We start from the raw sequence: 24,528 nt of genomic DNA on the forward strand, positions 1-24,528 counted from the left end.
CCAGGATTGCCCTGGCGGTGTCAGACATGCCGGGCTGCATGTAGCCCGGACAAATCGCACAGCAATGCTTACGGTCGGTACACCTTCACATTCTCAAAGCCCTGCTCACGCAGATAGAGCGCCTGCAGGCGGCTCATCACCCCACGCTCACACCACAGTAACCAGGTTTTGCTCTGATCGAGGTCGCCGAATTTGGTGCTCAGCTTATAGAACGGCAGCGACACCACGTCGATACCTTCCACCGCCAGAGGTTTATCGTCCTGCTCGTCAATAGAACGGATATCGAGAATCACATCGTTCGGGCCAAATCCGCTGACCGTTTCGACCTCAACAACCGTTTCGCTGGTCTGCGCGGCGATATCACGAATATCGATATTCGAGGCTTCTGCAACCACCCGATCCAGGATCTCGAAATCGAAATGTGCTTCTTCCGCTTCGATTTTGGCCTTCACAGCTTTCACCGTCGGGCTTTTCGAAATAACACCGCAATATTCCGGCATTGTACGGGCGAAATCTTCGGTACCGATTTCACGCGCCAGATCGATGATGTGCTCTTTATCGTAAGAGATCAGCGGACGCAGGATCAGGGTATCGGAGACATTATCAATCAGGCGCAGGTTGGTCAGCGTCTGGCTGGAGACCTGACCGAGCGCTTCGCCCGTTACCAGCGCCTGCACGCCATAGCGCTCAGCAACTTTGGATGCCGCACGCACCATCATGCGTTTGAGCACTACACCCATCTGACCGTCATCAACTTTTTCGAGGATCTCGCCAACCACTGGTTCAAAATTGATCGCCACAAAACGTACCCGGTGGGAGCTACCAAAGCGGTTCCACAGGTAATGCGCAACCTGGCGCACGCCAATCTCATGCGCCGCGCCGCCCAGGTTAAAGAAGCAATAATGTACGCGACAGCCACGACGCATCAGCATGTAGCTGGAGACGCCGGAGTCGAAACCGCCGGAAATCAGCGACAGTACATCTTCCTGCGTACCAATCGGGAAACCACCGATGCCTTCGTAACGGCCTTTTACCAGCAGCAGGCGATCATCTTCGATCTCCAGATTCACGGTGACATCCGGGTGCGTCAGCTTCACGCGGGCGGACTCTACGTGCTGATTCAAACCGCCGCCGACGTAGCGTTCCACTTCAATAGAACTAAACTCGTGCTTGCCGCGACGTTTTACACGCACGCAAAACGTTTTGCCTTCGATCTGGTCGCGGTATTGCACCAGCGCTTTTTCGAAAATATCGTGCAAAGAGGTGAACGGGACATCTTCCACCTCCAGAATATGGTGAATACCCGGGATACGGGTCAGCGCGTCGCGAATCACCAGACGTTGGTTTTCATCTTTGGCGCGCACTTCGATATTATCCCAGTGACGGACAACGGCGAGGGTCTCATCATACTGCTTAAGAACGTTACGAATGTTCCCGGTGAGAATTTTAATAAAGCGCAAACGCACAGATTGGCTTTTGATGGTGATTTCCGGGAACAATTTAATGATAAACTTCATGGCGGCAATGGTTCGTTGGTAAGCCCGACAGGGCTAGAAATGGAAAATAGTACAGCAGCCCTTATACACAAAATCATTCAAAATGCTTCGCGGCGGCAACTGAGTGAACCCAGGAGCTTACTCACGTAAGTGACTGGGGTGAACAAAGGCAGCCAACAAAGAAGCAGTTTGAAGGATGAAGTGTATACCGCGGCTGCCATCCAGGCGCGGAAGTATACCACCATCGCGAAGCTCCTGCGCATTTTGCATGACCATTGCGCGTTATTTGCTAAGCCTCACGACTTCGCTACCATATCGTAGTCGGTATCAATAAGAGTCAGACATTCACTATGCCAAAGAAAAACGACGCACCCGCCACATTTGAAACGGCGTTGAGCGAGCTGGAACAGATTGTTACCCGTCTTGAAAGCGGCGATCTTCCGCTGGAAGAGGCCCTTAATGAATTCGAACGCGGCGTACAGCTTGCCCGTCAGGGGCAAGTGAAACTCCAGCAGGCGGAACAGCGCGTACAGATTTTGCTGTCCGACAATGAAGAGGCACCTCTCACGCCGTTCACACCGGATAACGAGTAAATGGACTTTAGCCAACAATTACAGGCCTGTGTCGAACATGCCAATGATGCCCTGCGGCGGTTTATTGCCCCTCTTCCCTTTCAGAACACTCCTCTGGTTGAGGCCATGCAATATGGCGCATTATTAGGCGGTAAGCGCCTGCGTCCGTTCCTGGTCTATGCCACTGGCGGCATGTTCGGCGTCAGCCGGGAAACCCTGGATGCCCCTGCAGCAGCGGTTGAGTGTATTCACGCCTATTCGCTGATTCACGATGACTTGCCTGCCATGGACGATGATGATTTGCGTCGTGGCCTGCCCACCTGCCACATCAAATTCGGCGAAGCCAATGCGATACTGGCCGGAGACGCGCTGCAAACGCTGGCGTTTACTATCCTCAGTGATGCGCCCATGCCAGAAGTGGCAACGCAGGACCGCCTTGCCATGGTACGCGAACTGGCGATTGCCAGCGGCGCTGCCGGCATGTGCGGAGGCCAGGCTCTGGATCTCGCAGCAGAAGGTCAGCAGGTCGATTTAGCCGCGCTGGAGCGCATTCATCGCCATAAAACGGGCGCATTGATTCGCGCGGCGGTAAGAATGGGGGCACTCAGTGCGGGCAATTCAGGTCATCAATGGCTGCCGGTGCTGGATAAGTACGCCGAAAGCATCGGTCTGGCCTTCCAGGTTCAGGATGACATCCTGGATGTTGTCGGCGATACTGCGACACTTGGTAAACGCCAGGGTGCCGATCAGCAGCTCGGCAAAAGCACCTATCCTGCGTTACTGGGCCTTGAGCAAGCCCGGATTAAAGCCCGCGATCTGATTGCCGACGCTCGCCAGTCTCTTGATCTCCTGGCGGCGCAATCACTGGATACAACGGCACTGGAAGCACTGGCGAATTACATAATCCAGCGTGATAAATAAACAATACGCTCCGAATCGTCCGGGTTGCCGAAAGGCAAAAACATCGCCCAATGGATGACGAGCAACACGATGAGTCTCTGATGAGTTTTGATATAGCCAAATACCCGACCCTGGCACTTGTCGATTCCACTGCGGAATTGCGTTCGCTGCCAAAAGAGAGCCTGCCGAAGCTGTGCGATGAACTGCGTCGCTACCTGCTCGACAGCGTGAGCCGCTCCAGCGGACACTTCGCCTCCGGGCTTGGCACGGTTGAACTGACCGTGGCACTGCATTATGTCTATAACACGCCATTTGATCAGTTAATCTGGGACGTTGGCCACCAGGCTTATCCGCACAAAATTCTTACAGGCCGACGCGATCGCATCGGTACTATCCGGCAGAAAAACGGCCTGCACCCTTTCCCGTGGCGCGGTGAGAGCGAATACGATGTGTTAAGCGTCGGTCACTCCTCCACATCCATCAGCGCGGGCATTGGTGTTGCCGTTGCCGCCGCGAAAGAGGGCAAACAGCGCCGCACCGTCTGCGTGATTGGCGATGGCGCGATTACCGCCGGTATGGCATTCGAAGCCATGAACCATGCGGGCGATATCCGCCCGGATATGCTGGTTGTGCTGAATGACAATGAGATGTCGATTTCTGAAAATGTCGGCGCGCTGAATAACCATCTGGCGCAGTTACTCTCGGGTAAGCTCTATTCCACGCTGCGCGAAGGCGGCAAAAAAGTGCTTTCCGGCGTGCCGCCAATCAAAGAGCTCATCAAGCGTACCGAAGAACACATCAAAGGCATGGTAGTGCCCGGCACCCTGTTTGAAGAGTTGGGCTTTAACTACATTGGCCCGGTTGACGGCCACGATGTTCTGGGGCTTATCAATACGCTTAAGAATATGCGCGGTCTGAAAGGCCCGCAGTTCCTGCATATCATGACCAAGAAAGGCCGTGGCTATGAGCCCGCCGAGAAAGACCCGATCACTTTCCATGCGGTACCGAAATTCGACCCGACCAGCGGTACCCTGCCGAAAAGCAGTGGCGGTATGCCGAGCTATTCGAAGATTTTCGGTGACTGGCTGTGCGAAATGGCGGCAAAAGACAGCAAATTGATGGCGATTACCCCCGCGATGCGTGAAGGTTCAGGCATGGTGGAGTTTTCCCGCAAATTCCCGGATCGCTATTTCGATGTTGCGATCGCTGAACAGCACGCGGTGACCTTTGCCGCCGGGCTGGCGATTGGCGGTTATAAGCCAGTGGTCGCCATCTATTCCACCTTCCTGCAGCGCGCCTATGATCAGGTTATCCACGACGTCGCTATCCAGAAACTGCCGGTGCTGTTCGCCATTGATCGTGCAGGGATCGTCGGTGCTGATGGCCAGACTCATCAGGGGGCGTTTGATATTTCCTATCTGCGCTGTATCCCGGACATGATTATCATGACGCCAAGCGACGAGAACGAATGCCGCCAGATGCTGTTTACCGGATATCACCACAGCGCAGGCCCGAGCGCCGTGCGTTACCCACGTGGTAACGCGGTTGGCGTGACGCTCGAACCGCTGGAAAAACTGCCGTTAGGTAAAGGCGTAGTGAAGCGTGAAGGTGAGAAAGTCGCCATCCTTAACTTCGGTACCTTATTGCCGGAAGCCGCAAAAGCCGCGGAAGCACTCAACGCCACACTGGTCGATATGCGTTTCGTTAAACCACTTGATAACGCGCTGATTCTGGAGATGGCGGCACGGCATGAGGCGTTGATTACGCTGGAAGAAAACGCCATCATCGGTGGCGCGGGCAGCGGCGTGAACGAGCTATTAATGTCGCAGCGTAAACCGATTCCTGTCCTGAACCTTGGCCTGCCGGACTTTTTCATTCCTCAGGGAACCCAGGATGAAGCGCGTGCCGAACTGGGGCTGGATGCTGCGGGTATTCAAGCACGTATCACAGGCTGGCTCGCATAACCTCCCCTGACGCTCCTGCTATGCTTAACGGTAATGTTTTAAATCCTACTCTAAATAGTTCGGGTTGCAGGAAGGCACCAAGTCAGTAAATCCCCGGGAGCATAGACACCGATGTGACTGGGGCGCGCTGACGCAGGCAACGCACCTGTCACTCGAGATATGACGAGTATAAGCAGGAGTGGACCCATGCAATACAACACGTTAGGAAAAACAGATCTTGAAGTTTCCCGCCTTTGCCTTGGCTGCATGACCTTTGGTGAACCAGATCGTGGCAACCACGCCTGGACGCTGCCGGAAGAGAGTAGTCGTCTGATTATCCAGCACGCCCTGAATGGCGGAATTAACTTCTTTGATACCGCAAACAGCTATTCCGATGGCAGCAGTGAAGAGATCGTGGGCCGTGCGCTACGTGACTTCGCCCGCCGTGAAGACGTGGTAGTGGCCACCAAGGTCTATCATGCGTCCGGCACGCTCAAAGAAGGCCTCTCACGTGCGCAAATTCTGCGTTCCATTGATGACAGTCTGCAACGCCTGGGGATGGACTATGTCGATTTACTGCAAATCCACCGCTGGGACTACAACACACCGATTGAAGAGACGCTGGAAGCGCTCAATGATGTCGTAAAAGCCGGGAAAGCCCGTTACATCGGCGCGTCCTCCATGCACGCCCACCAGTTCGCACAGGCGCTGGAATTGCAAAAACAGCACGGCTGGGCGCCCTTTGTCACCATGCAGGATCACTACAATCTCATCTACCGTGAAGAAGAGCGTGAAATGCTGCCGCTCTGCTATAAAGAGGGGGTGGCGGTGATCCCGTGGAGTCCGCTGGCGCGCGGTCGCCTGACTCGTCCCTGGGGTGAAACCACCGCGCGAATCGTATCAGACGAGGTAGGGAAAAAACTCTACAACGAAAGCGATGAGAACGACGCGCAGATTGCTGAGCGTCTTGGCTCCATTGCCGAAGAAACGGGCGCTACGCGCGCGCAGGTCGCGCTGGCATGGCTGCTGAGCAAACCCGGTATCGCCGCCCCGATTATCGGCGCATCGCGCGAAGAACAACTCGAAGAGCTATTACAGGCGGTAGATTTAACGCTAAAACCAGAGCAGATCGCCGAAATGGAAACACCGTACAAACAGCATCCGGTGGTCGGGTTTAAGTGATTCGTTAGTGGTTTTTTGAACGGTCTGAAATGTCCCGGATGCAGCGTTAAACGCCTCATCCGGGCAATCTCTGATAAAAGCGTCGGTTAGAGAATACCAATCGGCCAGTAGTGACCCACCGCATACAAAATACCTGCGGAGATAATCCCGGCCACGATATCGTCAACCATGATCCCCATGCCCCCATGTACATTCCGATCAAACCAGCGAATCGGCCACGGTTTCCACATGTCGAAAATACGGAAGATCACAAAACCGGCGGCGACCCACTGCCAGTCATTCGTCGGGAGTGCCATCAGGGTGATCCACATCCCGATAAATTCATCCCAGACGATGCTGCCATGATCGTGCACGCCCATATCTTTCGCCGTACGATGGCAGAGATAAACGCCCACGCTAATCCCCAGCATCACCAGCAACGAATAGAGCTGCCACGGGAGAAAGGTCATCAGATACCAGAACGGGATAGAGGCTAAAGAGCCCATTGTGCCCGGCACGACAGGGCTTAATCCGCTACCAAAACCCGTAGCCAGCAAATGCCACGGGTTGCTCATTTTCAAACGGCTTTTGGCAATGTCTTTAAAGCGCGGCAAAATGGTCATATCCTTTCCAGTCAAGCGTCACAGTTTTACCTTCACGGGTAAAATTCAGGCCTTCCACATCCGCGCTCATCTGCCCAATACAGGTCACAGGCACACCCAGATGGCCCACGGCTACCTCCAGCGCACCCCGGTTAATTTCCGGTACGGTAAAGCACAACTCGTAATCTTCACCGCCTGACAACGCCCAGCGCAGAGCCTGTTCCGTATCCACATGACGCAACATCGCCTGCGAATAAGGTAACGCATTGAGATCGACCCGCGCACCGCAACCGCTGGCCTTGAGAATATGTCCAAGATCCGAGATCAACCCATCGGAGAGATCGATAGCCGAGCTTGCCAGATTGCGCATCGCCTGCCCGTGCAAAACGCGCGGTACAGGGCGCAGGTGGCGCTGCAACAGATATTTGGCATCTTGTGCGTCGGCGACCTGCAACTGCTTTTGCAAAATAGCCAGCCCGGCGGCGCTATCGCCCGGTGTGCCGGTGACATAAATCCAGTCGCCAGGCCTGGCGCCGCTACGTTTTAAAGCGCGCCCGGCGGGAACATAGCCATGAATACCCAACGTCATCGACAACGGACCACGGGTTGTGTCACCGCCAATGAGTTGCATATCGTAGTAATTGAGTTGCTCGAACAGGCTATCGCTAAACGCTTTAAGCCAGTCTTCATCGACACTCGGCAGGGTCAGCGCCAGCGTTAGCCATGCCGGATCAGCCCCCATGGCCGCCAGATCGCTAATGTTCACCGCCAGTGCTTTATATGCCAGGTCAGCCGGTTCGATATCAGGAAGAAAATGGATGCCTGACACCAGCGTGTCAGTGCTGATTGCCAGCGTCTGCTTTTCGGGTACGTTGAGCAGTGCACAGTCGTCGCCAATGCCGGTATCGACGTCACGGCGCGAGCTTGTTACACGGTCAAAATAACGGGCAATCAGGGAAAATTCGCCGCATGCCATACGTTATGCCTCAGCAAAGAAAAGAAAAAGCCGGATCGGGCGTGTCAAAACAACGCCCGGCTCCGGCTTACGGATCATTTTTTGTGGGGACGGATCGCGGGGGCTGCTTTGTCGAGCACGCCATTTACAAATTTGTGGCTGTCTTCTGCGCCGAAGGTTTTCGCCAGTTCGATAGCTTCGTTAATCGCAACTTTGTACGGAACATCATCACGTTTAGACAATTCGAACAGAGCAATGCGCAGCACCGCTTTTTCAACCTGGCCCAGCTCTTCGAGCAGACGGGACAGATACGGCTTCATCAGGCCGTCGAGATACGCGCTGTTAGTCGCCACCCCGGTCAACAGTTCACGGAAGTACAGAACGTCCACATCTTTTACGTCCTGTTCCGCCAGGAACTGGTATTCAACATCAGCGATGTCGTTTTGGGACAACTGCCAGGAGTAGAGCGCCTGGACGGCACACTCACGGGCGCGGCGACGAGCAGCAGGTTTCACGGAATTCCCCTTACAAAATTCAGGCCTTGATGGCTTTCAATACGTTAATCATTTCAAGCGCGGTCAGTGCAGCTTCTGCACCTTTATTACCGGCTTTGGTGCCAGCGCGTTCGATGGCTTGTTCAATACTTTCAGTGGTCAGAACACCGAAGGCTACCGGGATTCCACTGTCCTGAGCGACATGCGCCAGGCCATTGCTTGCACCGCCAGCCACATATTCAAAGTGCGCGGTGCCGCCACGGATAACGGTACCCAGCGCAATCACCGCATCATATTTACCGGTTTTCGCCAGCGCGTCAGCCGCCAGTGGCAGTTCATACGCGCCCGGCACCCAAACAACGGTAATGTTGTCATCTTTTACCTGACCAATGCGTTTCAGGGCGTCAATCGCACCTTCCAGCAGGCTGTCATTGATAAAGTTGTTGAAACGCGCAATGGTGATGGCGACGCGAGCGTCCGGGGTTGCAACGTTAGCTTCAATAATGTTCATACTCTTCCTTCACAGGTTCAGTTCAGACCCCGCAGGGGGGCGGATTTTATCATAATATTTCACGCGCTGCCTCCCTTTTACAGCAGAGGCTACGCGTGGGTAAGATGCAGGCAGACGTCTGGCCCAACCTCACGTATCTCATTGAATTTAAAAGAGGGTGCATCGGCCAGCGCTTCCAGACCTGGCAGTACGCACAGCCCCCGAGCATCCGCACCCAACAGTTTCGGCGCAAGATAGACAATCAGTTCATCGACCAGCCCCGCCTGCAGCAAAGCGCCCGCAAGGTTAGCCCCCGCTTCTACCCAAATGCTGTTGATCTGCTGTTTGCCCAGCAGCATCATCAGCGTGACCAGGTCTGCATGACCACGGTGTTCCGGCACGAGGATCTCACGTACTGATTCAGGCCAGGCACGGCTATCATGGCGTGTCCGCGCAAACCAGGTCTCTCCCGACTGCTGAACGATGGCATGTTCAGGTGTCACGCGATGCTGGCTGTCCACGACAATACGCACCGGCTGGCGCAGGTTTTCTTGCGGATAAAGCCCTTGTACGTCCGGGCTCAGCTCGTCCCAGCGAACGGTCAGTTTTGGGTCATCCGCCAGTACCGTCGCGCTACTGGTTAAAATCGCGTGGCTCTGGGCGCGTAAACGCTGTACATCGCGTCGCGCCTGCGGCGACGTGATCCACTGACTCTCGCCGCTGGCCATCGCGGTACGGCCGTCAAGGGATGCGCCAAGTTTAAGCTGGATCCAGGGGAAACCGGTACGCATGCGTTTTAAAAAACCTTTATTCAGCGCTTCGGCTTCTGACATCATCAGACCATGACTGACCTCGATGCCCTCCTGCTGCAGGCGGTACAACCCCCGCCCCGCAACCTGCGGATTCGGGTCCTGCATGGCCGCCACAACGCGAGCGACACCAGCGGCAATGAGTGCTTCACAGCACGGCGGTGTACGCCCATGATGGCTGCACGGCTCAAGCGTCACATACGCGGTAGCACCCCGTGCACGCTCACCCGCCATACGCAATGCATGTACCTCAGCGTGCGGTTCACCCGCACGATAGTGGAAGCCTTCGCCGACGATTTCGCCGTTATTCACAATCACACAGCCGACATTCGGGTTCGGATGAGTAGTGAAACGCCCGCGTTGCGCAAGCTTAAGCGCGCGCGCCATGTACATTTCGTCGTGCATGATCAGTCCTGTAAACGGGCGATCTCTTCGCCGAACTCTTTGATATCCTCGAAACTGCGATATACCGACGCAAAACGGATATAGGCAACTTTATCGAGCTTTTTCAATTGTTCCATGACCAGATTGCCGATCATTTTGCTGGGAATTTCTCGCTCACCGGTAGCACGTAATTGTGACTTGATGTGATTTAACGCCATCTCAACGTCATCAGAGCTCACCGGGCGTTTTTCCAGCGCTTTTAACATACCGCTGCGTAGCTTATCTTCGTTGAACGGTTCGCGAACTTCATTGCTTTTTACAACGCGCGGCATGACAAGCTCAGCCACTTCGAACGTGGTGAAACGTTCATTACATACCAGACACTGGCGGCGGCGGCGAACAGAGGAACCTTCACCGACAAGGCGAGAATCAATTACTTTGGTATCCACGGCGAAACAGAATGGGCAATGCATACGACGTCCTGGCGAGTGAGTTAACTGAAATCTATTTTACCCTGAACTGGCATGACAACAAAGACGAGCCGATTTTGAGACAATGGATCGATGGCAACGCAGCCGTTGCGATCTACCATAAAGAACATCCTCATCTTCAAGGAAACAGACAGAATGACAAGACGTTACCTAAGATCCCTGTTACTGGGAAGCGTTTTCGCCCTTAGCGCCTGTGCACAGCAAAGCGAGGTCCGCCAATTGCATCAGAATGTCAGCACACTGAACAATGAAATGGCCAAATTGAACAAAGAGACGGTGAAAATCACTCAGCAAAACGCGCTGAATGCTAAATCCACCAATGGTGTCTACCTGCTACCCGGCTCCAATACCCCTGCCCGGCTGAACAGCCAGATCGGTATGCTGCGTATGACGTTGAAAGACATCACGCCAAATGCGAACGGCACGCGGGCCACGCTGCGAATTCAGGGGGAGTCTAACGATCCACTCCCGGCATTCAGCGGCACCGTTGAGTGGGGACAAATTCAGGGCACCACGCAGAGCTTCCAGGAAGTTAACGTACAAAACCAGCTTATTAGTGCTCCGGCCAGTACGCTCGCGCCAAGTGATGTTGACGTCGCGCTACAACTCAATGGCATCACGCCGGATCAGTTAGGTTTCGTTCGCATCCACGATATTCAGCCCGCCACTCCACAATAATTTTCCCCGGCGACGCCGTCGCTCTTATTCACACTTTGTTACGTCTGAACACCCGCCGGATGAGAATCTGGCGGGTGTCATTTATTGGCAACAATGATGATCATCAGTACAATCCCCGCTGCTTAATACGCGCAAACGTGAACGCAATCGATTACGTGTGTTTCATTAATGTGAAACAACACATATTTTTGTGAGCAAGGATACTTATAATAAGCCCGCAGAAACATGAAATATTTAGAAACGCAATGCGTGCATTCTTTCATTCCCGTAAGGGATCTCTTATCAGTGGCATAATTATGAAGAAAACATTACTCGCAGCCGGCGCTGCACTGGCTTTTTCGACCTCTTTCTCCGTGAATGCAGCGGATAACAGCAAACCGGAATACGTGTCTGACTGGTGGCACCAGAGCGTTAACGTGGTAGGTAGCTATCACACCCGCTTCGGACCGCAGATTCGTAACGATACCTATCTGGAATATGAAGCATTTGCAAAAAAAGACTGGTTCGATTTTTACGGCTATGCCGATGCACCCGTCTTCTTCGGTGGTAACACTGACGCAAAAGGTATCTGGAACCATGGCTCTCCGTTGTTCATGGAAATCGAACCGCGCTTCTCAATTGATAAGCTGACCGGTACCGACCTGAGCTTTGGCCCGTTCAAAGAGTGGTACTTCGCGAACAACTACATCTACGACATGGGTCGCAACGCATCCGGCCGCCAGAGCACCTGGTATATGGGTCTGGGTACTGACATTGATACCGGTCTGCCGATGAGCCTGTCTCTGAACGTGTACGCGAAATACCAGTGGCAGAACTACGGTGCAGAAAACCAGAACGACTGGGACGGCTACCGTTTCAAAGTGAAATACTTTGTGCCGATCACCTCCCTGTGGGGCGGCAACCTGAGCTATATCGGTTTCACCAACTTTGACTGGGGTTCAGATCTGGGCGATAAGAGCGCGTATGCTGAAAACGGCATCAAGCAGCGCACCAACAACTCTATCGCGTCCAGCCACATCCTGTCTCTGAGCTACGATCACTGGCACTACTCTGCTGTTGCGCGTTACTGGCACAATGGTGGTCAGTGGAATAATGATGCCGACCTGGTCTGGATGAAAGAGAACGTACGCTCTACGGGTTGGGGTGGATACCTGGTTGTGGGTTACAACTTTTAAGCGCTTTTGGGCTTAAAATCAGGCACCGAACGCGATTTGCGTCGGTGCCTTTTTTATTTTTAAACAGTAAACGGGCTCAGCCAGTAACCGAGCGCGAACAAAAGCGCCACGCACAGGCTGCGCCGGGGAAAGGTAGCGAACATTACCAAATCTCCTGAATGTAAGGTGGGTGCTGCTGTTCCTGACGCAATTTTTCAAGCCGCCTGCGCAGGCGCAGCCAGTCGCTGACCCGAGATGAGCATAAGCGTGTCAGTTGAATAGCCAGGTCACTTCCGCCAAGCAGTGCGCCACAGAGGATGCAGAGGACGGAAAACATACTTTTCAGCGCCCCGCAAACTGCATGCCAGCGCCATACGTCGCCCGCGCTCAATGCAAAGCCCGCGCTAAAAAGCATCATCAGCGCCATCATGCATGGGGCAAAGATAAACAACATACCCCGATAAAATGCCGCCATGCTTTGGTCACTGCGATACCAGTTGCCGTTGGCGATGTAGCAGCCGCCATCGGTAAAGTTATAGACGCCAATCGCTTTATTTGAATGGTGGTTGAAAATGGTCAGAACATGATCGCCCTGACTGATAAAAGGCGCATGGGTCCGGTAGAAAAAAGGCAAAATTTTATCTATCTGGCTGCGCAGCGCCGGATCTCCCATCCGCCATGACAGCGATAACCCCCGCCCTTGACATACATATACCAGCGCCGCACCGGAACTGTCGGCAACATACGATTTCCACTCCCCGCTTCTGACAGCCGAGACCGTCTGTTTTATTTCACTCAACGTTGGACCAAAGTCAGAGAAGCCTTCCGGCATCGAATCGGGATACGGCGGGTTTAACAGCGCCTGACCAATATCTTCACAAAAGGAGGTATCACCCCGCTTTGCCTGCTCAAGCTTTGCCAGAAGATCACGAACCCGTGGGGAAAAGCGCAAACAGACCGCATGAAGGTCCGCCAGTCCCCAGGTTAGCAGCATCATCGTGACGGTCAGAAACAGCAGCGGCATAAGAAAAGCAAATCCCCAGCTAAACATCATTGAGCCAGAGATAAAAAAAGCCGGAATTCCTGTTAGCAGGCGGCTAAGCGGAAGAAGTAACGCGGGACGTGCGTGAGCGATCTCAAGCGTCGTCGTGCCATCAGTTATCCAGTCAATCCAGTAACTGCCATCTTTTAAACGGTGGGTTCCAAGGTAGATTCGACTGTCTGGCTGAAGCTGGTCAAAGCCTGCATCATCGTTGAAAAAGCGCTTATCGGTATAAAAAGTGTGATGGCGGGTAATGAGGCGCAGATAGCCGCTTTCGGGATCGTTACCCACGGCAAAACCGCGAAAGCGGAATGTAAAATAGTGAGGTTTACTCATAGCAGACATCCTTGTTCGTCAGAAAACCATCCGTGGTTTTCACTTTTGTTTTATTTTTTCTTGTTGAGCATCGCTTTCAGGTCGGCGAACGGATTATAGGTCGCCTCACCAATATCCTTTTGCGCATCCTCCCCCGCTACTACCGTCGAACCGTACTGGTCCGCTTCGGTATATTTCGAATGCTCATGATCGTGGCAGAACAGGCAAAGCAATTCCCAGTTACTGCCGTCTTCGGGGTTATTGGTATGATCGTGATCGATATGGTGAACGGTGAGTTCACGCAGGTTCGAATAAACAAACTCCCGCGAACAGCGCCCGCACACCCATGGAAACAGTTTTAATGCTTTTTCACGGTAGCCGCTTTCCAGCCGCGTATAGTTTTTAGGGATAATCGCCATATGTGTCAGTACCTGGATAAATATCGGATTAGCGTCAGTTTCGCGCGCGGCAGTATTTTTATCAATATTCCCGCTTCTGGACGGAGAAAGTCCTCGTCGACGTAACGCAGTCACATCAGCCATAAAAAAACCGCAGTTTGCGGCTGCGGTTTTTTTAAGCGGAGAGCCGGATTACGGCAGAATTGACGGCTGATCCGCCCCTTCTTTTTCCACTTTCTGCTGAATCAGGTGCTCGCGTTTCATGCCCAGTTTCAGCGCCAGCGCAGAGGCCACGTAAATCGAGGACGCCGTACCAATGGTGACACCAATAAGCATGGTCAGGGAGAAGCCCGCCAGAATCGGACCACCAAACAGATACAGCATCAGGATCACGACTAAGGTTGTCCCGGAGGTGATCAACGTACGATGCAGCGTCTGGGTCAGCGACACGTTAAAGATTTCGTAAGGCGTTCCGCGACGAATTTTACGGAAGTTTTCACGAATACGGTCCGAAACTACGATACTGTCGTTGAGCGAGTAACCGATAACGGACATCAGCGATGCCACGATAGTCAGGTCAACCTCGATATGGAACAACGACAGCACCCCCATGGTAATCACCACGTCGTGCGCCAGCGCGATAACCACCCCTGCAGCCAGACGCCACTCAAAGCGGAATCCGACGTAAACAAGGATACAAATCAGCGCCACCATCAGCGCCATTGCACCGGTTTGTGCAAGGTCTGCGCCCACGCTCGGGCCAACAAACTCAATACGTTTGACCGTTGCATTCTGGCTGCTGGTTTCGTTAATGACTTTAACGACTTTGCTGCCCAGCTCCTGACCACCGGTTTCCCCGTGTACAGGCGGCATACGTACCATGATGTCGCGGCTACTACCGAAGTTTTGCAACAGCGGCTCTTCAAAGCCCGACTTCTGCAGTGCTTCACGCATCTGGTCCATATCCACTGGTTTTTCCAGCGTGATTTCGATAACCGTACCGCCGGTAAAATCCAGACCCCAGTTAAACCCGCGCACGCCAATGATAGCGATAGAGATGATTAACAGCAGACCTGAGATGCCGAACGCCCAGTAATCCCAGCGCATAAAGTCCCAGACTTTACGGCCGTAGTTCAATTGTTCAACAGTGTATTCCTGTGCCACAACGCACTCCTCAGATAGACAGCTTTTTAACGCGCTTGCCGCCGTACAGCAGGTTCACGATGGCACGGGTGCCGACAATGGCAGTAAACATCGACGTTGCCACACCGATACCGGTTGTAATGGCAAAGCCTTTGATGGCGCCCGTACCCACTGCGTACAGGATCAGGACTTTAATCAGCGTGGTGACGTTCGCATCAAAGATGGAACTGAACGCGCCTTTATAGCCTTCATCAATGGCTTGCTGCACCGAACGACCGTTGCTCAACTCTTCTTTGATACGTTCGTTTATCAGTACGTTAGCATCGACCGCAACCGCAAGGGTTAACACGATACCCGCAATACCCGGCATGGTGAGCGTCGCCCCTGGCAGCAGGGACATAATGCCGACAATCAGTACCAGGTTGGCAATCAGTGCGCTCGTCGCAATCAGACCAAACTTCTTATAGAAGAAGATCATGAAGATGATGGAGACCACCAGACCTGCCAGACAGGCTTCCAGCCCCTGAGTGATGTTCTGCATACCCAGTGTTGGACCAATGGTACGTTCTTCAACAATCTGAATCGGCGCAATCAGCGCACCGGCACGCAGCAGCAGAGAGAGCTGACGCGCTTCGGTCGGGTTGCTGATACCGGTGATACGGAAGCTGTTACCCAGACGAGACTGGATATTGGCGATGTTAATCACCTCTTCCTCTTTCACCAGAATAGCGCGGCCATTCGCGTCTTTCTTACCGCTGTCTTTGTACTCCACGAACAGGGTCGCCATCGGTTTGCCGATGTTGTCCTTAGTGAAGTTAGACATGATGTTACCGCCAGCGCTATCCAGGGAAATGTTCACCTGTGGCTGGTTGTACTCATCCTGGCTGGACGTGGAGTCCGTGATATGGTCACCGGTCAGAATCACCCGTTTGTACAACACGACCGGGTTGCCTTCACGGGTCTGCTTCACTTCGGAATCGCCCGGAACGCGGCCCGCGGCGGCGGCGGCCTGATCAACATTGCTGTTGACCAGACGGAATTCCAGCGTCGCCGTTGCCCCCAGAATCTCTTTTGCACGCGCCGTATCCTGAATACCCGGCAGCTCAACCACAATACGGTCTGAACCCTGACGCTGTACCAGCGGCTCAGCGACGCCGAGTTGGTTCACACGGTTACGCAGGATATTAATGTTTTGCTGCACCGCATATTCGCGGGCTTCGCTCAGACGCGCGTCGGACATCACCGCACGCAGCGCATTGTCGCCCTGGCTGGTGATAACAAGATCACGGTGACGTTGGGTCAGATAAGTGACCGCCTGGTCACGTGCGCTGGCATCGCGGAAGAGAATGCTCAGGCCATAGTTATCTTCCTTACGCACAGTGGTGTAAGGAATGCCTTTATCGCGCAGATCGCTACGCAGGCTGTCGATATTCTGTTCCTGGAGTTTGCCAAGCGCGGTGTCCATGTCCACTTCCATCAGGAAGTGCACACCGCCACGCAGGTCGAGACCCAGTTTCATGGGTTCGGCATTCACTGCGCTCAGCCAACGCGGGGTGGCCGGAGCAAGGTTAAGCGCCACGACAAACTGGTCACCCAGCTCAGACACCAGCGCTTCGCGCGCGCGTAACTGAACGTCAGTGCTGTCAAAGCGAGCGAGAATAGCGCCGTTTTCCAGTGCCACAGACTTCGCGTCGATTTTTTCTTCTTGTAGAGTTTTCTGGACCTGGATCAGCGTTTGCTCACTGGCGGCGACACCGCGCGCACCAGTGATCTGAACAGCCGGATCCTCACCATACAGGTTGGGAAGTGCGTAGAGCAGGCCGACGGCAATGACGACGACCAGCATAATGTACTTCCACAAAGGATAACGGTTTAACACGGCAGTTCCCTTTGGGAAAACAAGAAATTACAGCGCCTTCATGGTGCCTTTCGGCAGAACGGCAGCTACGAAGTCACGTTTGATAACCACTTCGGTGGTATCGTTCAGCGCGATAGCAATGTAGCCAGTTTCCGCTACTTTGGTTACGCGACCAACCAGACCACCGTTGGTCAGCACTTCATCACCTTTCGCGATGGAGTTCATCAGATTTTTATGTTCTTTGGTGCGTTTCTGCTGTGGGCGAAGGATCATGAAGTAAAAAATCAGACCAAACACCGCCAACATCAGGATCAGAGACATCGGGCTCTGGCTGCCACCTGCCGCGCCGCCTGTTGCTGCTACCGCATCAGAAATAAAAAAGCTCATTCAAATTCCCTCATTATTAAAATTAAGCAACATTCAAAGGCGGAACATCTCGCCCCTGACGTTGGTAAAAATCGGTCACGAAGCTCTCTAATTTACCCTCTTCAATGGCCTTACGTAAACCCGCCATCAAGCGCTGGTAGTAACGCAGGTTATGAATGGTATTGAGTCGCGCGCCCAATATTTCGTTGCAACGATCGAGATGATGCAAGTAAGCGAGGGAATAATTGCGACAGGTGTAGCAATCACACTCAGGGTCGAGTGAACCCGTATCGCTCTTATATTTCGCGTTACGGATTTTCACCACGCCGTTGGTCACAAACAGATGACCATTGCGGGCATTGCGTGTTGGCATAACACAGTCAAACATATCGATGCCGCGACGAACGCCTTCTACCAAATCTTCTGGCTTGCCCACGCCCATCAGATAACGTGGTTTATCCGCCGGTATTTGCGGGCAAACATGTTCCAGAATTCGGTGCATGTCCGCTTTTGGTTCACCCACAGCGAGACCGCCGACAGCGTAGCCATCAAAGCCAATCTCTACCAGACCTTTCACAGAGATATCGCGTAAATCTTCGTAAACGCTCCCCTGAATGATGCCAAACAGTGCATTCGGGTTTTCCAGCGAGTCGAAACGGTCACGGCTGCGTTTTGCCCAGCGCAGCGACATCTCCATTGAGCGTTTGGCGTAGTCCCAGTCTGCTGGATACGGCGTACATTCATCGAAAATCATGACGATATCGGAGCCGAGATCGTACTGAATTTCCATGGACTTTTCAGGATCGAGGAAGATCGGGTCACCGTTAATTGGGTTACGGAAGTGCACGCCTTTCTCGGTGATCTTACGAATGTCACCCAGGCTAAAGACCTGGAAACCGCCGGAATCGGTCAGGATCGGCCCTTTCCATTGCATAAAGTCATGCAGGTCGCCGTGCAATTTCATAATTTCCTGACCGGGACGCAACCACAGGTGGAAGGTATTGCCGAGGATAATCTGCGCGCCAGTGGCTTCCACTTCTTCCGGCGTCATCCCCTTAACGGTGCCGTAGGTGCCGACAGGCATAAAAGCAGGCGTTTCCACTACGCCACGATCAAACACCAGACGGCCGCGGCGTGCGCGACCATCGGTGGTATCCAGTTCAAATTTCACTTCATTTCTCCTGCATCAGAGAGACAGTCTGATGGTTAAAAATTCACCCCGGCATCACGCCAGGGTGCTAATAGTGCCCCGGCTGGCGCTATCGCTTGGCCGGGCTACGACGGTCAGGGGAGATCACTCACCCGGACGTTCATTAATTGCCTGCGGATTGTACGTGATAAACATCGCATCACCGTAACTAAAAAAGCGATATTTGTGCGCAACTGCTTCCTGGTAGGCGTGCATGGTGTGCTTATAACCAGCGAAAGCTGAAACAAGCATAATCAGGGTCGATTCCGGCAGGTGGAAATTGGTCACCAGCGCATCGATCACCTGATACTGATAGCCCGGAAAAATAAAGATTTGCGTATCGCCAAAGAAGGGCGCGATCAATGCATTTTTCGCCGCCTGCGCCGCGCTCTCCAGCGAACGCACGGAGGTGGTCCCCACGGCGATAACACGATTGCCACGCGCTTTGGCCGCCAGCACCGCATCGACGACCTCCTGCGGCACTTCGGCGTACTCAGAGTGCATAATATGGTCTTCGATACTGTCCACGCGCACCGGCTGGAAGGTTCCCGCCCCGACGTGAAGCGTAACGAATGCCATCTCAATCCCCTTCTCGCGCAAACGCGCCAGCAGCGGTTCATCAAAATGCAGACCGGCGGTGGGCGCCGCAACCGCACCCGGCTTCTGGCTATAGACCGTCTGGTAAAGCTCACGGTCGGCGTCTTCGTCAGGACGGTCAATATAAGGCGGCAGCGGCATATGGCCGATGGCGTTAAGAATATCAAGCACCGGACGTTCGTCGTTAAATTCCACTTCGAACAGCGCATCATGACGGGCCACCATGGTGGCATGGATGCTCTCGTCATCGCCCAGCAACAGTTCCGCACCCGGTTTCGGCGCTTTAGAGGCGCGGATATGCGCCAGAATGCGCTTATCGTCGAGCATACGCTCAACCAGCACTTCAATCTTACCGCCGCTGGCTTTGCGCCCGAACAGGCGCGCCGGGATCACGCGGGTATTATTGAAGACCAACAGGTCGCCAGGATTCAGTTTGTCGAGTAAATCCGTGAACGTACCGTGCGCAAGCGCGCCTGTCGGCCCGTCCAGCGACAGCAAGCGGCAACTGCTGCGCTCAGGCTGCGGATAATGGGCAATCAGGGATTCAGGTAATTCAAAGGAAAAATCGGCAACGCGCATGACACTAACTCAAGACGTAAATAAGAGGCGGGTAGTCTAGTGCCGGGGCGTTCTCCCTGCAACCTTTACCCCTCCGGAGAGTTCATATACTCTAAATAATTCGCATTACAAATGGCGGCAGCACAGGAAATTCCCAATCATCGCTGGTGAATGACACACGCCGCTACGATATGCGACCTGAACAAAAACGAGTATAACGATGAATTTTCTCGCACACCTGCACCTGGCTCACCTCGCCAATAGTTCGCTTTCCGGTAATTTGCTGGCGGATTTTGTTCGCGGCAACCCGGATGAACTCTACGCGCCCGACGTGGTTTCCGGCATCCATATGCACCGCCGTATCGACGTACTGACCGACAACCTGCCGGAAGTCAAAGAAGCGCGCGGCTGGTTTCGTCCTGAAACACGCCGTGTCGCGCCAATCACGCTTGATGTGATGTGGGATCATTTCGTCTCGCGCCACTGGGAGCAGCTCTCGCCGTCAATGCCGCTTAGCGAATTTGTCGGCTACGCACATTCACAAGTCAGTGTGATCCTGCCGGAGGCCCCGCCACGTTTCGTCAATTTAAATGACTATTTATGGTCGGAGCGCTGGCTGGAGCGCTACCGGGAGATGGATTTTATCCAGCGGGTGCTAAACGGCATGGCCAGCCGCCGACCGCGACTCGATGCTCTGCGTGACTCGTGGCAGGACCTGGATAACCACTACGAGGCGCTGGAAGAGAAGTTCTGGCAGTTCTACCCACGCATGATGGCGCAGGCAGAAGCCAGAACGCTGTAATTACGCCTTCTCTTTCACCTCGCGCCATATGCGCAGCGCCATCCATGCCAGCGCCAGTACGCCCAGTACCAGCGCGGCCCAGACCAGGCCGGTAAGCCACTGGCTACGCTGCTCAATCGGCGAGGTGGCGCTCAGACGCCCTTCGCCGCCCAGTTTTACCTCGTCGCCGACCCACGCCTCTGGCAGGCTTTCCGGCGCATGCTTCTGGCGTAAAGCCGCAGGAATCAACGCATCGAGATCCGTTGCCACGCTTTGCGCCGCTTTATTCCCCCACGCCAGAATGTACGGGCCGCTCCCCTGGGCATTAAAGATAAGCGTCTGGCCCGGTCGTAACCCAGTCAATTGCGGCAAGACTTTCGGCAGGTGAGCGTTGACCGTTGTCACCTGAATCTCCTGCACGTTACCCACCGTGACGGGAATTGGCTCTGATATCTGGTTATTTAAATTCCACAGCACTGTTTTCGCAAGCGGTCGCCACGCCTCATCGGCGCCGGAGCGCCAGGCGATCTCTACCGGCAGTGTACCCTCCTCTTCCAGACTCAAGGAAATGGAGGTCATAGGCTGCGGGCTGGCCCAATGGTAAAGCGCCTTATCCTGCGAGATCGCTCGCCCGGCGGCGGGCAGGGCCACGTTCGTTATCTCCGTCGATTGCGGGTTTTCTATCACCACTGCGCGGGTAAGCGTGACAGGCAACTGCGGCTTATCAAACACCAGCAGTAAATAGCGCGGGGTATTGATAGCCATCGAAAGACTAATGGTGATGGTATTCAGCGTCAGGCGATCGCTGCCGCTCGCAACGTCCATCAGCGGCGCATCCGCCTGCATTAAATCCCACTCTTTCATATCACTGCTGTAGTAGAGCGATGCTTTCCCCTGCCAGTTCACCGCCGGTTTATCCCAGCTAAGCTGAAGCTGTGTGACGTTCTGCCTTTGCACGTTATCCGGCAGCGCCAGCAGATAGCTCTCGCCCATCGTGTTAATGCGTTCCCCTTCAAGCTTGATTTCATAACCCTCCGGGGAACGCAGCCAGACCCGTTCCCCGGAATCGGACAGCTTTTCAACAGGTGAAGCAGCAAGAGGGAAAAGGCGTAAAGCCTGCTCCTTCGGCGCGGGCTGCGCCTCCTGCTGCACCTGGAGCGTAAAGGGCACTCGCTCACCCTGATGGTTAAACACCCGGACATCGCGCAGATCGGGCCAGACGCTTTGCTGGTAGACATCGTCGGGTAACGCAACCCGATACCAGGGCGATGAGGCCGTTGTCGTAAGCGACCTGCCCCAGGCATAATCCTGCGGCGACTCCGGGGCGGTTTCCTGGGCAAGCCCCGGTAACGCCGCGCACCATAACGCGCCGGTAAAAATCGCTATCTTCCATTTCATGATTTTTCTTCCTCGCTGAACGCCTTCGCCCCTTTAGGCGGTAAGGGAGAGAAATACCCCACGATTAACACCAGCACCGCCACGCCAATAAAGGCGATAGCCCGCGCCAGGCCGCCACCGCCCGCGCTGTCTACCAGCATTAATTTCACGATGACAACCCCCAGCAACGTCGCGCCGCCGAGCCACTGGTGCCGCGACCCTCGCCGGGTAGCCAGCAGCATCACCACCAGCGCACCCAACATCCAGAACAACGCGAAACTGGTCTGTACCAGACGCGAATTCCACAGGCTTTCACTATCCCAGTCCACACCGCCATAGTGCGCCAGCAGGCGCAGCAATAGCCCGTTAATCCACCAGAAAGCCAGCGCCAGCAGCGCAGGTGCAACCAATGGCGTAACGGTCGCAGGCAGGCGCGGCCGCGCATAACGACACCAGAACCACACGCCGAGCAGCGCGAAGGCTGCCCCCTCTTCCAGCGGGTTAACCAGCGGCAGATAAAGGGAGTGAATAACGCGCCCGTCATGCATATTGCCAGCCACCAGCAGAACAACTAACAGCGGGATAAGCGGCAGCGGCCCCAATTGACCATAGAGTGCAGGCCAGACGCGTAGCGGCCAAATATGGCGACGAATGCCGCCGTGAAGCAGCAGAATAACAATGCCGCCAGCCGCCATCGGCAAGCCGATACGCCAGGCGTCCATTCCCCAGGGCAGCGCATCAACAAACCAGAAAAGCTCGGTTCCCGCCGCCAGTAAAACCATCCACAGCAGCGAAATATGAAGCCCTTGCGACAACCGGGCCGGAACTCTGCGCTCCCGCGATAACAGTAAGTACGCCGAGGGCAGCGCCACGCACCAAGCGAGGTTTTGCCAGCCCGCCCCCAACAATTGCCGCTCGATAGTCAACTGCCAGAGCAAAACCACCAGCATCACGGGCCAAAGCAGCCATACAGCATAGTGTAACGCCCGCCAGTGAAGCCGCCGTGCCATATAGCGCCAGCCCCAAACCGACAGCGCCAGCAGTCCGAGTACCGCCGCCGGAATGCCTTTATTGAGTATCCAGTCAGACGCGCCCCAGAGCGCCACCAGCCAGAAGGCGATGCCGCCCGCCAACAGCACCAGGCTGCCTGGTGTCGGCAGGCGACGCCACAATCTGGCGGCAACCAGCCAGGTCGCGCTCAATACCGCAAAAATCACCATCACCGAGAGCGCCGTTGTGCCGTCGGTCATCGCCCATAGCGCGCTGCCGAGCGCCAGTACCAACAAACCAGTACCGCTATAGCTCATGCGACGCTGCCCTTGCATCACGCCAAGCCACAATACGCCCAACCCTTCCAGCGCCCAGGCCATTGCAGTCCAACGGGCTGAAAGCGCCAGCGGAATAGCAAGCGTGGTGAATGCGCCGCCGAGTGCCAGCGCCGCCAGAACGAGCGGTTTTCCCGCCGCAGGAAAGCGTTTTACGGCGCCCCAGGCCAGCAGCATATAAAACGCGCCGTAACCCAGCGCACTGAGTGCCGGGCCATATGTCAGGTGCTGTGTGATGGCATATTGCATGCCAAACCCTATCAGCGGCGGGGCAAAGAGCAGCACGCCATCGATAATGCGTTTGCCTCTCTTTTGCGCACGCAGTGACAGCGCCACGCTCAATACGCCGAAGATCAACAGATTAGCAATCAGGAAGAGCTGGCAGCTCAGATAGTACTGAGGCCGGTAGTCGGCGATACCCCACACTCCCCCCACCCCGAAGGTGAAGAACATCCCCAACAGATTGAGTTCGCGCCAGTGCTGCCAGACGCTGATCGCCAGGATGCCGACAGACAGTAATAAATAGAAAGAGAATAACGTGACATGACTGCCGCCGCCCGAAGACAGCAGCAGCGGCGCGGCGTAACCACCCAGACTCGCCAGCATGGCCAGACTCAATGCGCGCTGTAGCACCGCCAGCCCGACGCTGGCCGCGCAAATTAGCAATAACAGCGCAAACGCCAGCGACATGGGGAGCATCTGCCACAGTCGAAACGCGCCAAAGACTGTTAAATAGAGCGCGCCTGTTGCACCACCTTGTAGAATTAAGGCAAAAACAGGCTGCTTGTGCCGCAAGCGCCAGCCGAGGAATAACAGCGCCATCGCACCCAGCGCGGCAACAGCCAGACGCAGCTCCAACGGGAAGAGCGAGCGTTCAACGCTATAACGAAAGAGAAAAGCCAGCCCAAGAAACAGCAGGATGATACCCAGCTTTGCCAGCGGGTTTCCTTGCATAAACCAGCGCAACAGCGAGGTGACCATACCGCCAGCCTGGCTGCCAGACGCGGGCTCCTCGCGTTCCGGCAGGGGAACGGAACCTCTGGCCGACACGGTTGCCGCCGTCGTCCCTCGCGCCCAGACATTCACCGGAGCCGGTTCGATAGGAACCGGTTCGGGTTCAGGCGTTGGCTGCGGTTCCGTAACTGAAACCTCAGGTACGACAACATCAGGTACGATAACCTCAGGCGAGTCAACAGGAGAAGCAGCCTCCTGCGCTGCAGGCGCATGTCCCGGCGCATAACCACTCATCTGCTGTTCAAGCAGAGCCACGCGCTGGCGCAGGCGCGACAGCTCATCTCTGGCCGCATTACTACGCCGGTAAGCCAGAATCGACATTACCGGGATAACCACCAGCAATAAAAACAACACAGTACAGGCTATCAGTACCAGTCCATCCATGATTTCACCTTCATTCCGGAGCGTGCATATACTTTGGCACAAAGTATCGGAA

23 protein-coding genes are annotated in these 24,528 nt (G+C 54.8%); 7 read left to right on the top strand and 16 right to left on the bottom strand.

Translation table 11 applies throughout. The features are described 5' to 3' along the window. Positions 1–68: 68 nt before the first annotated feature. Entirely contained in the window at positions 69–1,517 is a 1,449-nt protein-coding gene (gene thiI / locus ACS0RQ_RS21660) for a tRNA uracil 4-sulfurtransferase ThiI (RefSeq protein ID WP_041852517.1), read from the bottom strand. A gap of 329 nt (positions 1,518–1,846) precedes the next feature. Between thiI and xseB the strand changes: the two genes are divergently transcribed. The 4 genes from xseB (at position 1,847) to ACS0RQ_RS21680 (ending at position 6,093) form a co-directional block, all read left to right on the top strand. Beyond that, entirely contained in the window at positions 1,847–2,089 is a 243-nt protein-coding gene (gene xseB / locus ACS0RQ_RS21665) for an exodeoxyribonuclease VII small subunit (protein WP_041852518.1), read from the top strand. Beyond that, on the top strand, positions 2,090–2,989 hold the full coding sequence (ispA, locus tag ACS0RQ_RS21670; protein ID WP_041852519.1) for a (2E,6E)-farnesyl diphosphate synthase: 900 nt from the start codon (positions 2,090–2,092) through the stop codon (positions 2,987–2,989). 80 nt (positions 2,990–3,069) lie between these two features. Continuing rightward, entirely contained in the window at positions 3,070–4,932 is a 1,863-nt protein-coding gene (dxs, locus tag ACS0RQ_RS21675) for a 1-deoxy-D-xylulose-5-phosphate synthase (RefSeq protein ID WP_271850714.1), read from the top strand. A gap of 186 nt (positions 4,933–5,118) precedes the next feature. Continuing rightward, complete coding sequence (locus ACS0RQ_RS21680) at positions 5,119–6,093, top strand: aldo/keto reductase (protein ID WP_271899763.1); 975 nt, start codon at positions 5,119–5,121, stop codon at positions 6,091–6,093. A gap of 86 nt (positions 6,094–6,179) precedes the next feature. Here ACS0RQ_RS21680 and pgpA read toward each other — a convergent pair whose 3' ends face one another. The 6 genes from pgpA to nrdR form a co-directional block, all read right to left on the bottom strand. Continuing rightward, positions 6,180–6,695 carry a phosphatidylglycerophosphatase A gene (gene pgpA, locus ACS0RQ_RS21685; RefSeq protein ID WP_041852521.1) on the bottom strand — a complete coding sequence of 172 codons (516 nt, stop codon included), beginning with the start codon at positions 6,693–6,695 and terminating at the stop codon, positions 6,180–6,182. Next, positions 6,673–7,650: a thiamine-phosphate kinase gene (gene thiL / locus ACS0RQ_RS21690; protein ID WP_271850712.1), complete on the bottom strand. Its 978-nt coding sequence runs from the start codon at positions 7,648–7,650 to the stop codon at positions 6,673–6,675. Before thiL ends, pgpA begins: the two co-directional genes overlap by 23 nt. A gap of 74 nt (positions 7,651–7,724) precedes the next feature. Then, positions 7,725–8,144, bottom strand: a complete 420-nt coding sequence (gene nusB, locus ACS0RQ_RS21695) for a transcription antitermination factor NusB (RefSeq protein WP_041852523.1) — start codon at positions 8,142–8,144, stop codon at positions 7,725–7,727. 19 nt (positions 8,145–8,163) lie between these two features. Continuing rightward, positions 8,164–8,634: a 6,7-dimethyl-8-ribityllumazine synthase gene (gene ribH / locus ACS0RQ_RS21700; protein ID WP_041852524.1), complete on the bottom strand. Its 471-nt coding sequence runs from the start codon at positions 8,632–8,634 to the stop codon at positions 8,164–8,166. A gap of 89 nt (positions 8,635–8,723) precedes the next feature. Then, positions 8,724–9,827, bottom strand: a complete 1,104-nt coding sequence (gene ribD / locus ACS0RQ_RS21705; RefSeq protein ID WP_271850711.1) for a bifunctional diaminohydroxyphosphoribosylaminopyrimidine deaminase/5-amino-6-(5-phosphoribosylamino)uracil reductase RibD — start codon at positions 9,825–9,827, stop codon at positions 8,724–8,726. 2 nt (positions 9,828–9,829) lie between these two features. Further along, positions 9,830–10,279, bottom strand: a complete 450-nt coding sequence (gene nrdR, locus ACS0RQ_RS21710; protein WP_041852526.1) for a transcriptional regulator NrdR — start codon at positions 10,277–10,279, stop codon at positions 9,830–9,832. Between the two features lie 153 nt (positions 10,280–10,432). Here nrdR and ACS0RQ_RS21715 point away from each other — a divergent pair, with 153 nt between their 5' ends. Further along, positions 10,433–10,975, top strand: a complete 543-nt coding sequence (locus ACS0RQ_RS21715) for a SadB/YajI family lipoprotein (protein ID WP_271850710.1) — start codon at positions 10,433–10,435, stop codon at positions 10,973–10,975. Positions 10,976–11,271: 296 nt separating this feature from the next. After that, entirely contained in the window at positions 11,272–12,150 is an 879-nt protein-coding gene (locus ACS0RQ_RS21720) for a nucleoside-specific channel-forming protein Tsx (protein WP_271850709.1), read from the top strand. Positions 12,151–12,292: 142 nt separating this feature from the next. Here the strand turns inward: ACS0RQ_RS21720 and ACS0RQ_RS21725 are convergent, their stop codons facing one another. From ACS0RQ_RS21725 to queA, 7 genes are all read right to left on the bottom strand, one after another. After that, entirely contained in the window at positions 12,293–13,507 is a 1,215-nt protein-coding gene (locus tag ACS0RQ_RS21725; protein ID WP_271850708.1) for a hypothetical protein, read from the bottom strand. A gap of 50 nt (positions 13,508–13,557) precedes the next feature. Continuing rightward, positions 13,558–13,905, bottom strand: a complete 348-nt coding sequence (gene yajD, locus ACS0RQ_RS21730; RefSeq protein WP_041852530.1) for an HNH nuclease YajD — start codon at positions 13,903–13,905, stop codon at positions 13,558–13,560. Between the two features lie 171 nt (positions 13,906–14,076). Then, positions 14,077–15,048: a protein translocase subunit SecF gene (gene secF / locus ACS0RQ_RS21735; protein ID WP_271850707.1), complete on the bottom strand. Its 972-nt coding sequence runs from the start codon at positions 15,046–15,048 to the stop codon at positions 14,077–14,079. 10 nt (positions 15,049–15,058) lie between these two features. Further along, complete coding sequence (gene secD / locus ACS0RQ_RS21740; protein ID WP_072039800.1) at positions 15,059–16,906, bottom strand: protein translocase subunit SecD; 1,848 nt, start codon at positions 16,904–16,906, stop codon at positions 15,059–15,061. A gap of 27 nt (positions 16,907–16,933) precedes the next feature. Continuing rightward, positions 16,934–17,272, bottom strand: coding sequence for a preprotein translocase subunit YajC (yajC, locus tag ACS0RQ_RS21745; RefSeq protein ID WP_041852533.1), 339 nt, complete (start codon positions 17,270–17,272; stop codon positions 16,934–16,936). A 22-nt stretch (positions 17,273–17,294) separates the two neighbouring features. After that, a complete protein-coding gene (gene tgt, locus ACS0RQ_RS21750) occupies positions 17,295–18,422 on the bottom strand; it encodes a tRNA guanosine(34) transglycosylase Tgt (protein ID WP_041852534.1) in 1,128 nt (375 codons plus the stop codon). Positions 18,423–18,545: 123 nt separating this feature from the next. After that, positions 18,546–19,616: a tRNA preQ1(34) S-adenosylmethionine ribosyltransferase-isomerase QueA gene (queA, locus tag ACS0RQ_RS21755; RefSeq protein ID WP_041852535.1), complete on the bottom strand. Its 1,071-nt coding sequence runs from the start codon at positions 19,614–19,616 to the stop codon at positions 18,546–18,548. Positions 19,617–19,815: 199 nt separating this feature from the next. On the opposite strand from queA, the gene acpH reads away from it, so the two are divergent. Further along, positions 19,816–20,397: an ACP phosphodiesterase gene (gene acpH / locus ACS0RQ_RS21760; RefSeq protein WP_271850706.1), complete on the top strand. Its 582-nt coding sequence runs from the start codon at positions 19,816–19,818 to the stop codon at positions 20,395–20,397. Here the strand turns inward: acpH and ACS0RQ_RS21765 are convergent, their stop codons facing one another. Both ACS0RQ_RS21765 and ACS0RQ_RS21770 read right to left on the bottom strand, forming a co-directional pair. Then, positions 20,398–21,774, bottom strand: a complete 1,377-nt coding sequence (locus ACS0RQ_RS21765; protein ID WP_271850705.1) for a DUF3999 family protein — start codon at positions 21,772–21,774, stop codon at positions 20,398–20,400. After that, positions 21,771–24,476 carry a DUF2339 domain-containing protein gene (locus tag ACS0RQ_RS21770; RefSeq protein ID WP_271850704.1) on the bottom strand — a complete coding sequence of 902 codons (2,706 nt, stop codon included), beginning with the start codon at positions 24,474–24,476 and terminating at the stop codon, positions 21,771–21,773. Before ACS0RQ_RS21770 ends, ACS0RQ_RS21765 begins: the two co-directional genes overlap by 4 nt. Positions 24,477–24,528: the final 52 nt, after the last annotated feature.

The sequence above is a fragment of the Phytobacter diazotrophicus genome (assembly GCF_052061655.1).
GTDB classification, from domain to species: Bacteria; Pseudomonadota; Gammaproteobacteria; order Enterobacterales; family Enterobacteriaceae; genus Phytobacter; species Phytobacter diazotrophicus.

Excerpts from the sequence above, each read along its gene's own strand:
- yajD (WP_041852530.1), bottom strand. The coding sequence starts at position 13,905 with ATGGCGATTATCCCTAAAAACTATACGCGGCTGGAAAGCGGCTACCGT.
- ACS0RQ_RS21720 (WP_271850709.1), top strand. The coding sequence starts at position 11,272 with ATGAAGAAAACATTACTCGCAGCCGGCGCTGCACTGGCTTTTTCGACC.
- ispA (WP_041852519.1), top strand. The coding sequence starts at position 2,090 with ATGGACTTTAGCCAACAATTACAGGCCTGTGTCGAACATGCCAATGAT.
- yajC (WP_041852533.1), bottom strand. The coding sequence starts at position 17,272 with ATGAGCTTTTTTATTTCTGATGCGGTAGCAGCAACAGGCGGCGCGGCA.
- ribH (WP_041852524.1), bottom strand. The coding sequence starts at position 8,634 with ATGAACATTATTGAAGCTAACGTTGCAACCCCGGACGCTCGCGTCGCC.
- xseB (WP_041852518.1), top strand. The coding sequence starts at position 1,847 with ATGCCAAAGAAAAACGACGCACCCGCCACATTTGAAACGGCGTTGAGC.
- dxs (WP_271850714.1), top strand. The coding sequence starts at position 3,070 with ATGAGTTTTGATATAGCCAAATACCCGACCCTGGCACTTGTCGATTCC.
- ACS0RQ_RS21715 (WP_271850710.1), top strand. The coding sequence starts at position 10,433 with ATGACAAGACGTTACCTAAGATCCCTGTTACTGGGAAGCGTTTTCGCC.
- nrdR (WP_041852526.1), bottom strand. The coding sequence starts at position 10,279 with ATGCATTGCCCATTCTGTTTCGCCGTGGATACCAAAGTAATTGATTCT.
- ACS0RQ_RS21765 (WP_271850705.1), bottom strand. The coding sequence starts at position 21,774 with ATGAAATGGAAGATAGCGATTTTTACCGGCGCGTTATGGTGCGCGGCG.
- thiI (WP_041852517.1), bottom strand. The coding sequence starts at position 1,517 with ATGAAGTTTATCATTAAATTGTTCCCGGAAATCACCATCAAAAGCCAA.
- queA (WP_041852535.1), bottom strand. The coding sequence starts at position 19,616 with ATGCGCGTTGCCGATTTTTCCTTTGAATTACCTGAATCCCTGATTGCC.
- ACS0RQ_RS21770 (WP_271850704.1), bottom strand. The coding sequence starts at position 24,476 with ATGGATGGACTGGTACTGATAGCCTGTACTGTGTTGTTTTTATTGCTG.
- ribD (WP_271850711.1), bottom strand. The coding sequence starts at position 9,827 with ATGCACGACGAAATGTACATGGCGCGCGCGCTTAAGCTTGCGCAACGC.
- ACS0RQ_RS21680 (WP_271899763.1), top strand. The coding sequence starts at position 5,119 with ATGCAATACAACACGTTAGGAAAAACAGATCTTGAAGTTTCCCGCCTT.
- thiL (WP_271850712.1), bottom strand. The coding sequence starts at position 7,650 with ATGGCATGCGGCGAATTTTCCCTGATTGCCCGTTATTTTGACCGTGTA.
- pgpA (WP_041852521.1), bottom strand. The coding sequence starts at position 6,695 with ATGACCATTTTGCCGCGCTTTAAAGACATTGCCAAAAGCCGTTTGAAA.
- ACS0RQ_RS21725 (WP_271850708.1), bottom strand. The coding sequence starts at position 13,507 with ATGAGTAAACCTCACTATTTTACATTCCGCTTTCGCGGTTTTGCCGTG.
- acpH (WP_271850706.1), top strand. The coding sequence starts at position 19,816 with ATGAATTTTCTCGCACACCTGCACCTGGCTCACCTCGCCAATAGTTCG.